Annotated in this window: 12 protein-coding genes; 3 read left to right on the top strand and 9 right to left on the bottom strand. The window is 55.0% G+C overall.

What is annotated here, in order from left to right:
* Nucleotides 1–173 precede the first annotated feature (173 nt).
* The 3 genes from rplM (at nt 174) to HMPREF9166_RS00250 (ending at nt 1,579) form a co-directional block, all read left to right on the top strand.
* Nucleotides 174–599, top strand: a complete 426-nt coding sequence (gene rplM / locus HMPREF9166_RS00260) for a 50S ribosomal protein L13 (protein ID WP_009442019.1) — start codon at nt 174–176, stop codon at nt 597–599.
* A 26-nt stretch (nt 600–625) separates the two neighbouring features.
* Nucleotides 626–1,018, top strand: a complete 393-nt coding sequence (gene rpsI, locus HMPREF9166_RS00255; protein WP_006689594.1) for a 30S ribosomal protein S9 — start codon at nt 626–628, stop codon at nt 1,016–1,018.
* A gap of 117 nt (nt 1,019–1,135) precedes the next feature.
* Nucleotides 1,136–1,579, top strand: coding sequence for an Rrf2 family transcriptional regulator (locus HMPREF9166_RS00250; RefSeq protein WP_039980717.1), 444 nt, complete (start codon nt 1,136–1,138; stop codon nt 1,577–1,579).
* On the opposite strand, the gene HMPREF9166_RS00245 is transcribed toward HMPREF9166_RS00250, so the two are convergent.
* The 9 genes from HMPREF9166_RS00245 to HMPREF9166_RS00205 all read right to left on the bottom strand — a co-directional run bounded on the left by HMPREF9166_RS00245 (nt 1,572) and on the right by HMPREF9166_RS00205 (nt 10,821).
* Complete coding sequence (locus HMPREF9166_RS00245; protein ID WP_009442017.1) at nt 1,572–2,858, bottom strand: DUF445 domain-containing protein; 1,287 nt, start codon at nt 2,856–2,858, stop codon at nt 1,572–1,574. The genes HMPREF9166_RS00250 and HMPREF9166_RS00245 overlap by 8 nt on opposite strands.
* Nucleotides 2,858–4,087 carry a DUF445 domain-containing protein gene (locus HMPREF9166_RS00240; RefSeq protein ID WP_009442016.1) on the bottom strand — a complete coding sequence of 410 codons (1,230 nt, stop codon included), beginning with the start codon at nt 4,085–4,087 and terminating at the stop codon, nt 2,858–2,860. The genes HMPREF9166_RS00245 and HMPREF9166_RS00240 overlap by 1 nt, the downstream gene beginning before the upstream one ends.
* Nucleotides 4,088–4,097: 10 nt before the next feature.
* Complete coding sequence (gene galU / locus HMPREF9166_RS00235) at nt 4,098–4,973, bottom strand: UTP--glucose-1-phosphate uridylyltransferase GalU (RefSeq protein WP_039980714.1); 876 nt, start codon at nt 4,971–4,973, stop codon at nt 4,098–4,100.
* 66 nt (nt 4,974–5,039) lie between these two features.
* A complete protein-coding gene (locus tag HMPREF9166_RS00230; protein ID WP_009442014.1) occupies nt 5,040–6,104 on the bottom strand; it encodes a tartrate dehydrogenase in 1,065 nt (354 codons plus the stop codon).
* Between the two features lie 37 nt (nt 6,105–6,141).
* Entirely contained in the window at nt 6,142–7,242 is a 1,101-nt protein-coding gene (locus HMPREF9166_RS00225) for a hypothetical protein (protein WP_009442013.1), read from the bottom strand.
* 37 nt (nt 7,243–7,279) lie between these two features.
* Nucleotides 7,280–7,930, bottom strand: a complete 651-nt coding sequence (locus HMPREF9166_RS00220; protein ID WP_009442012.1) for a hypothetical protein — start codon at nt 7,928–7,930, stop codon at nt 7,280–7,282.
* On the bottom strand, nt 7,927–8,418 hold the full coding sequence (locus HMPREF9166_RS00215) for a CinA family protein (protein WP_009442011.1): 492 nt from the start codon (nt 8,416–8,418) through the stop codon (nt 7,927–7,929). Before HMPREF9166_RS00215 ends, HMPREF9166_RS00220 begins: the two co-directional genes overlap by 4 nt.
* Nucleotides 8,418–9,746, bottom strand: a complete 1,329-nt coding sequence (gene rimO, locus HMPREF9166_RS00210) for a 30S ribosomal protein S12 methylthiotransferase RimO (protein ID WP_009442010.1) — start codon at nt 9,744–9,746, stop codon at nt 8,418–8,420. Before rimO ends, HMPREF9166_RS00215 begins: the two co-directional genes overlap by 1 nt.
* Before the next feature lie 19 nt (nt 9,747–9,765).
* The gene (locus HMPREF9166_RS00205; protein WP_009442009.1) at nt 9,766–10,821 is read right to left on the bottom strand and encodes an ABC transporter substrate-binding protein; all 1,056 of its coding nucleotides are present in this window, start codon (nt 10,819–10,821) and stop codon (nt 9,766–9,768) included.
* Nucleotides 10,822–10,916: the final 95 nt, after the last annotated feature.

Here is a 10,916-nt window from a genome sequence, read left to right as displayed (position 1 = left end):
CCGTAAAGCGTGCTATGGAGAAAATTTCTTGACATTCGCGTAAAAATTTTTTAGAATAGCGACGTGTGATATTTTCCATGTATCCATTAGCCCCGGAAGCGTGAGTGTATATCGCATCAACCAATATTGAAAACTCTTACTCTCTAGGGGGGAATTACGTGAAAACCACGGTTATGGCAAAAGCAGCCGATATTGAGCGCAAGTGGTATGTCGTAGATGCAGAGAACCAGACGGTCGGCCGTCTTGCAACGGAGATCGCAAAGGTCCTGCGCGGCAAGAACAAGCCCATCTACACGCCGCATGTTGATACCGGCGACTACGTCATCGTCATCAATGCTGAGAAGGTAAAGTTCACGGGAAAGAAGCTGACGGACAAGACCTACTTCCGTCACTCCGGCTATCAGGGCGGCACGACCTTCACAACGGCCGGCCAGATGCTCGATCGCTTCCCTGTCCGTGTCATTGAACACGCGGTCAAGGGCATGCTTCCGAAGAACAGTCTCGGCGCACAGATTTTCCGCAAGCTCAACGTCTACGCCGGTCCGGAGCATCCCCATGCAGCACAGAAGCCCGAACCGCTGAAGTTTGATATTCGCTGAGTTTTGTATAAGGAGGAATCTGTTCAATGGCACAAGTCACTTACTACGGAACGGGTCGCCGCAAGACCTCGGTTGCCCGTGTTCGCCTCGTTCCCGGCGACGGCAAGGTTACCATCAATGGCCGCGAGATGGCAGAGTATTTCGGCCTCAAGACGCTTGAGCTGATTGTTCGCCAACCGCTAAACCTGACGGAAACCGTCGATAAATATGATGTCATCGCTAACGTAGCCGGCGGTGGTGCATCCGGTCAGGCAGGTGCGATCCGTCACGGCATCACACGCGCACTGATTGAGATGGATGCAGAGCTGCGCCCTGCACTCAAGAAGGCAGGCTTCGTCACGCGTGACCCGCGTGAGAAGGAACGTCGCAAGTACGGTCTCAAGAAAGCACGTAAGGCTTCCCAGTTCTCGAAGCGCTAAGATACGCATACGAAAATCCCCTCTTCCATTTGGATGAGGGGATTTTTATTTGACATTCGCTGCATATTAACATATTATATAGCTATAAAAAATATGTTTTTAGAAGGAAGCATCGATATGAAAATCTCAGCGAAGGGGCGCTATGGCATCGCATCCATGGTCTTTTTGGCACGCAGCTACGACACCTCCTCCCCCGTCACCATCATCAGTATCTCAGAGCATCTCGGCATCTCTAAGATCTACCTCGAACAAGTCTTTGCACTGCTTAAGCGGAGCAAACTCGTCAACTCGATCAAGGGTTCACAGGGCGGCTACCAGCTTGCTCGCCCCCCACACGACATCACTGCCTATGACATTCTCTCTGCCATTGAGATCGCACTGATTGAAAAGACAGGCAGTTCCTGTGAGAAGATGGAAAAACTAGACCTCGTTCTCGCACGCGACCTCTTCGGCGTACTCGACCAAAACATTCACGATACACTCAATGCCGTAACACTTGAGGATCTCCTTACTGCGTGGAAACGCGAGGAGAACAGCGAGACACTGATGTATTTTATCTAAACATCTGTGCTCCGAGGAAGAGAAGCAGACCGATGCAGCCACCGACGAGCGAGCCATTGACACGGATCCAGAGAAAGTCCTGCTCTACCTTGTCATAGACAAGACGATTTAGCTCCTCATCCGTGAGACGCATAAGTGCATCGGAGACAACGATACCGACCAATGCCTGTGCATGGAGAGCCGACCGTGCGATGAGATCATACATCAGGCGTGTCATGATTTGCTGCAGATCACTGTGCTCTGTGAGGAGCGTCAGCATCCGCTGATATTCTGCATGAAGTATGCTGCGCAGCTGCTGATAAAAGGCCGGCATGTGCTCCTCCATCGGATCCACATCACGCTGCAGATCAGCCTGCACATGTGTCCGCAGGCCACTCAGAATGCGCTCAATCGACGCAGCGATTGGCAGCGTCTCTGCCAATCGCTTTTGCAGCTCACGCACGAGTGTGGTGAGTTCCTCATCCCGTTCGAGGTCAGAGAGCGCATCATGGATCAGATTTGCCGCATGATTTTGCAGCGGCGAGTTATCCCGTCCGAGCTCTTCGATGACATGACATGTGTGCTGCTGAATCAGTTCTGCCCCCTCATCCAGATTGATGGTATTCGTCGCGGTGAGAATACGCGATAGAAATCCGTCGCCGATCTTTTCCCGCTCCAGCTGCTCCAGTGCATTCCTTATGGAGGCATACGTCTCCTCCGTCGCCGCCTCCCTGACAAGTATCCGCGAGATACTTGTCAGGGCTTTTTTATCCCATCCCTTCTCGCGCAGGAGCTCGTCGAGTCGTTGCATCAGCACGGCAGGATCCTCCTTCAGGAGTAAATCCCTCAGGCGCGACGAGAGATAGGAAACGATCTGCGAATTCCTCCGACGCAGAAAGGATGCACGAATAAAGTGCAGGATCATTCCGGTCAGCTGTTCCTCCGTTGTCGGACGGCGCAGATAGTTTTCTATCATTGGAAAGAGGTGCATCTGCTCCATGTGGTGGAAAATCTTGCGCTTGGAGAAGAACTCCTTCTGAACCATCGTGACAATCGCTTGAACAAAGCTGTCACGGCGACGCGGCAACAGCGCTGTATGATAGGGAAATCCGAGCGGCTTCCGAAAGATCGCAGTTACTGCAAACCAGTCCGCAACTCCACCGACCAGTGCCGCTTCGCTTACTGCGAGCAACGCACGCACCCAGAGAAAATCCGCAAATCTGATATGAAGGAAAAGGGCACACAGAAAGAGGACTGCCGAGAGCAGCAGTGCGGCCTCTGCTTTATTCCACGTACGCATTAAAGCCCCCACATCCTTTCCGTCATGCAGACGATGAGGGAAAGTGCCATACCAACGGCTGCGCCAACCACAGCACCGTTGATGCGGATCATCTGAAGATCGGTGCGCACCTTCCCTTCCACAAATGAAACGAGTTCATCGTCCGACTTTTGATTCAGGTACTCACGCACAAAGCGGGCAATCATTTCATGGTGTTTCTCGACCTCTCCCGCCGCGAGCGATTTCATCCATCGGTCAACACGACTTTGCCACGGGATAGAATGGGCGTATGCTTCGATTTTCTGATGCAGGAGCTCTCGCACATAGGGAATCCAAAACGGATGATTCCCCTTCATTCGGCTCTCGATGAAATCCGACAAAATGGACTCCATGTCAATGTCCTCAATCAGATGCTCCTTCGCTCGACGCATCGTCGTGCGAAAATCATCATGATCGCTGAGCGATGCAAAGACCGAAGAGAGTGCCTGCACGCCTTCGCGGTGACGCGGATTCTCCATCTCCAATGCCGCCGACAGAATCTCCTGCAGCCGTTCTGTGATCCACGATGCAATCATCGTATCGTCTACGAATGAGAGAACGAGGGCACGGATCATCCCATCGCCCTCATATTTCTCACGAATAGAGGCTATATTGTCATGGAGGATCTCTTGAAAGAGCTGAGTCTGCACTAGCTGGATACCGACGCGGACAAGTACCTGAAAAATCCGCTCTGTATGATGCTGCTCCGTAAAGAGCGCCATCAAGTCTCCTGCGTGATCTTCAAGCGGCAGCTGATAGAGTGCCTGTTTCACGTATGGCGTCAGTTCATGTGAAATGCGCGTACTGTCAAGATCCGCTGCCACATAGCGGAGGACATCGATGGCAGTGTCCGTCAGGCGTTCCTCCCCACCGCGATGCAGCAAATAGTCTGCGAGCATTGCCCCCATATTCTCGCGCTCAATGACTGCCATAATATTCTTCTTGCTGAGGAGATCCTCCGAGGAGAACGCAACGATGGACTCCATAATCCGCCCACGATTCCGACGCAGAATATCAGTACGGTGCGAGATGCCGAGCGGTCGGCCGAAAATCGCCTTGATGGCGAACCAGTCTGCTAGTCCGCCGATCGTCGCCGCGATAAATCCATGATGAATCGTTGATAGGAGAAGACTGCTCCCCTGTCCTGCCGTCCCAACAGCACCGAAAACACTGAGCGCGAGAGCCAGATTTGCCTGATGTTCCTTCTGCAATCCAACCGCCTCACAGTGTTTCCGCTAACTGTTTGAGATACGCACGGAACGAGTCGCCAAGATCACTGCGACGCAGAGCAAACTCCACCGTCGCCTCCAAGAACCCGAGCTTATCTCCAAGGTCATAGCGACGTCCCTCAAAATTATAGGCATAGACCGTGTCCCGCTGGGCGAGTACCTTGAGTGCATCCGTCAGCTGAATCTCTCCCCCTTTGCCGGGCTCTGTATTCTGCAAGATAGAGAAAATCTCGGGGCGGATGATGTATCGACCGAGCACAGCCATACGGCTTGGTGCCTCAGTAAGTGCAGGTTTTTCGATCATATCGGAGACCTGCATCAGGCGCTCATTCTGCATCGCTCCTGCAACGATACCATAGGAGGAAACCTGTGCATCAGCGACAATCTGACAGCCGAGAACAGAGCCCCCCGTCTCCTCATAGACATCGATCAGCTGACGCAGCGCAGGACGCTGCGGATGGTAAACGACATCATCGCCGAGGAGGACAGCGAACGGCTCATCGCCGACGAAGGTGCGGGCGCACAGAATCGCATCTCCCAGACCGCGCATATACTTCTGACGGACATAGTGAACATTGACATCCGTCGTCTCACGCAGGACGTTGAGAAGGTCCTGCCGCCCCTTGCGCATGAGCTCGTGCTCGAGTGTCGGCGCGGAGTCAAAATGATCCTCGATGGCGCGTTTCCCATGACCGCTGATAATCAGAATATCCTCGATACCGCTTGCAAGGGCTTCCTCCACAATATACTGGATGGTCGGCTTATCGACAATGGGCAGCATCTCCTTCGGTGTCGCTTTCGTCGCAGGAAGGAATCGTGTTCCATATCCTGCTGCCGGAATAACCGCTTTTCGTATTTGCTGTGCCATGACTATACACTCCATCCATATAAATAGAGCGGAGGGCGCTTGAACCCCCCGCATATTCTGTATGATTCAGCGTGCCAGAACATCGAGTACTGCATGTCCAATGTCTGATGTACGTGCCGTTCCGCCAAGATCCGGCGTCAGCGTCTTTTTCTCCACGAGCAGCGTCTCGATGGCACGGAGCACGCGCTCTGACCACTCTGTTTCACCAAGAAAGTCGAGCATCTGTGCAACTGACCAGATCGAGGCTAATGGATTCGCGATCCCCTGCCCTGCAATATCAGGAGCACTCCCGTGAATCGGCTCGAACATCGACGGATAGCGTCGCTCAGGGTTGAGATTCGCCCCGGCTGCGAGCCCCATCCCGCCCGCAATCGCCGCACCGAGATCGGTGAGAATATCGCCAAAGAGATTGCTCGTCACCACAACGCCGAACCGCTTCGGATCTTTGACGAAGAACATGCTTGCCGCATCGACAAGCAAGCTATGTGTCTCAACATCGGGATACTCCTTCCCAATCTCGGCAAAGATCTCATCCCAGAACACCATCGAGTATCGCAGTGCATTCCCCTTGGAAATCGAGGTAAGCGTGCGCTTCTCACGTCGCGCCAGCTCGTAGGCATAACGGATGACGCGCTCACATCCGTGCCGTGAGAATACCCCCGTCTGGAGTGCCGTCTCACGCGGTGTCCCGGGATAGAGCCGTGCACCAACATTCGCGTACTCCCCTTCACTGTTCTCGCGCACCACGATCATATCGATATCACGTGGAGAAATATCCGCGAGCGGGCAGGGAGCACCGTGCAGGAGGCGTACAGGACGTAAATTGATGTATTCATCAAAACCACGGCGGATGCAAAGCAGGAGATCACCGAGAGACACATGGTCCGGTACACCTGGATAGCCCACAGCCCCCAGATAGATTGCATCGTAACCGCGCAGGAGATCGAGCCCGTTTTCCGGCATCATCTCGCCGGACTTCAGGTAGTACTCACATCCCCATGGAAAGTCCTCAAATGTGACAGAGAACGTCCCGTCCATCTGTGCAATTCCCGAAAATACCTTTTTCCCCTCAGCAATGACCTCAGGGCCGATCCCGTCTCCTGCAATCACCGCAATATGAAACTGTTTCATCTAGCTCCCCCACCGAATATCCCATAGAATAAGCGTATTAGAATGCCTCTGCAATCGTCTTGATGAGCAACGACTCCTGCTGACGCGGCAGACCGCTCTGATGCAGGGCTCGGCCAAAGCCAATGAGGAAGTCCACCTTCTGCATTCGCGTGAGTTTCGTGCTCTCACGCAGCGCACGCGTCAGGGCCTGCACCCCCGTGATGCTCGCATCGCGCTTCAGCTGTACCTGCATCGCGAGCTGTCCCGCAAGGATATGCCGGCGCACCTCATCCGAGATTCCATCCAGACTCTCTGCGGCAGGCGACACAGGCGCTGCTGACGAGAATGCGGGAACGCCGTCAGGACGTACCGTGTACTCGGGCGCGGGGGACATGTCCTCCGTGATCGGCGGTGCAAGATGCGACTCCGTCTCTCCCACAGTGGAAAACTCCTGCGGCTGCTGTGGTACGGCGGGTGAGGTAGCGGGTGCATTCAGCGCGAACTCACGCGGCAGCTGCTGATACCGGGGACGCTCGGGTCTGCCTTCAGCATCTGCTGGCTGAGGCGGAAGCTGTGCCTGCACAGCGGCTGGAGCGGCGGGCGGCGGCATCGGAACGACACGCTCCTGGGGAGGAGGTGTCTGCATCGGTGCTTGCTGCGGCGCGGGTGATGATTCCTGACGCACTGCAACGGGCATCGGGCCGCGCTTCAGATTTACATCACCGACAAGCTCCTGCGGTGGGCGGCCTTCCTTCGCGGCGAGCTTCTGCTCACGTTTGACATCTGCTGCTGTAATGATAACGGGCTGCGCCTTCTGCGCAGCGAGTGTGAACGAAGGCTGCTCCTTATTGCGCTCTGCGATCCCCTCATCCACCGTCTCCCAGCGGAGGCGTGTCACCTGCGGTGTATTCTTGGCAGGTGCCGTGCCGAGCGGACGAACAGCAGCATCCTTCTGCTGCCTGGAGATCGATGCCTCATAGTGGTCAGCATCAGCACGTTCCTCTACCGCCGGTGCATTGGCACGATCCGTCACCAGTCGATTTGCATGGAAGAGATCCTGCGAGTCCACCGTCCCGGGGGTCGCCGCATACGTTGTACCGGAGGTCAGTGCGACAAGTACTGCCGCCGTCAGCATTGTGTTTTTGGATGACATCTTCATGAGTCTGTTCTCCTTCTTTCTCTCTCGGCCACGTCACTTACTGCATGGTACGCGCGCCCGCCATAAACGTTGCTACGGACTTCGCACGGAGCGTCGGATTATCAATGAGCTCGAGCCCATACCGCTGTCCGTTTGCCCCACGGAAGAACATCACTGCCGTCTGATTGTCCGCCTTCGCCGTCGCATCGACGACGCCATCGCCATCCTCGTCAATATCGACTTCCTTTGCCGTCATGGCAAAGATCGCCTTGTTGGTATCCGAGAGATTGATCAGCATGATCCCCTCGTATCCATTGCTGTGCTGAATACGTTCCAGCAGGTTCACCGCATCCTCTGGATTGATCGTGTTGAGATTCGGTACGGACGTATCAGAGAATGCATTGACAAAAACCGCCCACGCATACTTGATATTGTACTCCTCATTGTCAAAAATGAGAATCTCGCCCTCGCGGTCGTCATAGAGTGCTGACGCTGGAATCACTCCGACGGGTTTCTGCGGGCACATGATGCGGTAGCCGTATGTCTTGCTCTCATAGGAGTATGTCAGCGCATCGGGGGCAATCGTCTGTATGGCCGCCGGTGTCGCTGATTCTGTCCCCGCTGGCACATCAGCCGCTGCAGCATAGGAACTGCCGCAGAGCAGCGCTGAGAGCGAAAGAGCAGCGACGAGTTTCTGATAGCGTTTCATTTATCCATCTCCCTAATCATCTCCTGCACCATGGCAAGAGCTTTATTGACGGCGGCACGCTTAATCTCGGCGCGTACGCCAGAAAATACATTTTTTTCCACCGAAGTTTTTCCCAGAGCAGATACAGCAATGTAGACCAGTCCGACCGGCTTTTCGGGAGAACCGCCGCCGGGACCGGCGATCCCCGTGATGCCGACGCCGACATCTGTCTGCATGAGGTCGCGTACCCCCTCTGCCATTGCCCGCGCCGTCTCCGGAGAGACAGCACCGTGCGCGACAAGCGTTTCCTCCGCCACGTGCAGGATACGGGACTTCACGTCGTTTGAGTATGATACGACACTCCCCATGACGTACGCAGAACTGCCGGGCACGTCTGTGAGCGTACTCGTGAGCAGCCCGCCCGTACAAGACTCCGCACAGGAGATCGTATAGCCTTTTGCACAGAGCATTTGCCCAACCCTATCCGGCAGACGTTCTCTCTCCGGCATCACTGCACCCTCTCTCCGACAATATCGTATGTAAAGCCCTGAAGGAGACGCACGCGGACAATCTCGCCCGGTGCACCCTCTGCATCGCCTTCGATATAGATCTGGCCATCCACCTCAGGTGCCTCGCGGTAGGAACGCCCTACGGCAATCCCCGACTGCTCTGCGTCATGTCCCTCGATGAGAACATCCAACTCCTGATGCTCCAGCCCGATATTAATCTCCTCGGAGATCTTACTCTGGAGACTCATGAGGTCATGGTAACGCTCCTGCATCACCTCTTCGGAAACTTTCTTCCCCATTGCCGCCGCGGCAGTGTCCTCCTCCTCGGAGTAGGTAAAGATTCCCACCTTATCGAATCGCTGCTTCTCCACAAAGCGACGCAGTGTCTGATACTGGGCGTCGGTCTCCCCAGGGAAGCCAACGATGAATGTCGAGCGAATCGCGACTCCCGGGATGCGTGCCCGCAGCTTTGCGATCAGCTCCTCCATCCCCGCCCGTGTATCGGGACGATTCATCGAACGCAGCACGGCATCATGCGCATGCTGCAGAGGCAGATCGACATACTTGACCACCTTTGGCTCAGTGGCAAAGACCTCGATCAGCTCATCGGTAAAATACTTTGGATAGCTGTATAGCACACGAATCCACGCAATTCCGTCGATCTTTGCAAGCTCGCGCAGAAGCGTCGGCAGCATCGGCTTTTGATAGCAATCCAGCCCATAGTTTGCGCTGTCCTGCGCGATGAGAACCAGCTCGCGAACACCGGCAGCGGCGAGCTCACGTCCCTCCGCTACGATATCCTCCATTGGACGGCTGCGGAAGCTCCCGCGTATGAGCGGAATCGCACAGAACGCACAGCGATGATCGCACCCCTCCGCAATCTTGACATACGCCGTATAGTTCGGTGTCGTCCGCAGGCGCGGTGTCTTGGCATCGTAGATCGTATCATCCTTCCCCGCGATGAGCAGGCGACGCCCCTTGAGCGTCGCCTCGATCACCTCCATGATACGGCTCCACGCCCCCGTCCCGATGATGGCATCCGCCTCCGGGATCTCATCGAGAAGCTGCTGCCCATACCGCTGTCCAAGACAGCCCGCTACGATGAGACTGCGGCAGCGCCCCGTCTCCTTGTAGTCCGCCATCCCGAGCACCGTCGTGATCGACTCCTCTTTTGCCGACTGAATAAAGGCACACGTATTGACAATCAGGATATCTGCCTCTGACGGATCATTGGTAATATCGATGCCATGCTCACGCATAATGCCGAGCATGACTTCTGTATCGACCAGATTCTTTGCACAGCCAAGGCTGATAAAACCTGCTTTCACTGGTTACATTCCCCCACAACTACTCTTCATAGAACCGCACCTCTTTGACCCAGCGATCGAGAAGTATCTTCTTCTCCGCCGGGCTATAATACGGCTTACTCTTAAAAATATTGATATTCTTTCCCGCAAACATCCGATAGGACAGCGTCACGGGGTTGGTCGTCAAAAAATAGATATGCTGCCGTGCCAGTGCCAACTGCGCCTCATCCGTCAGCAGCCAGTCGGCAAAATCCTCTGCCGCCTGCACATCGTGCTCGCTCGCGCGGAATGCAACCCCTCTACCGTAAATCACCGCCGCCGTCCCGTCCGTCGGATAAAGCACACGGATGGGATAGTCATCGTGAATATAGCGGAGCGTCTCACTGAGAACAGCAACCGAGACATCGACCTCCCCCATCCCCGCCTGCCGTACGGGCGTATGCAGATAGCGGGAATACTGCATGATCTGCGGCTGAATCCTGCGCCAAATAGCGAAGGTACGTTGTTCACCGTACTCAGCAATCATGCTGTAAAGAAGATTCGACGAGGCATCAGCCGCCATAAAATCCGTCGTACCGATGCGTATATCCTTCTGCTGCGCCAACAATTGCCACGAGTCAGGAAGATCGAGATGCGTGCGTAGATAGTCTTGATTTATTGCAAAGACGATCGGATCATACCACACACCCGTCCAATACCCATCGGGCTGACGAAATTGATCGGCGACCTGATCGCTCCTCTCGGACTGATAGGGCACAAGATACCCTGCCGCCGCCGCGCGGTCGAGCACCTCGCGATCTGCGAGGACAAGCGCTGCCGGCGTACTCACGCCGCTCGCTGCCTGCTCCTCCAGTCGCTTCTGTATCTGCTCTGTGGATAGAGGAACGAAACTGACACGGATATTATACTCCTTCTCGTACGCCTCCGACAGTGCCGCGGCAGCCTCCGTCGGCAGCGTCGTATATGCCACAATCTCCTGCAGAGGGCGGCGTGCAAGTGCCGTACTCTGCCGTCCGACGAACAGATACGCCGCCCCCGTGGCAGCCACGAGAAACAGCGTCGCGATCATCAGAATAAAGAGCGGAAACCGCTTCATGAAAAAACCTCTCGAATAGAAGAAGATACACTGTTACTATTATAAACAATTCCCTTGGAATCTACAAGAGATATTACATCTATCCCATTCATTGG

The organism is Selenomonas sp. oral taxon 149 str. 67H29BP (assembly GCF_000146365.1).
Taxonomy (GTDB): domain Bacteria; phylum Bacillota; class Negativicutes; order Selenomonadales; family Selenomonadaceae; genus Centipeda; species Centipeda felix.
This window is presented reverse-complemented; position numbering and strand designations above follow the sequence as displayed.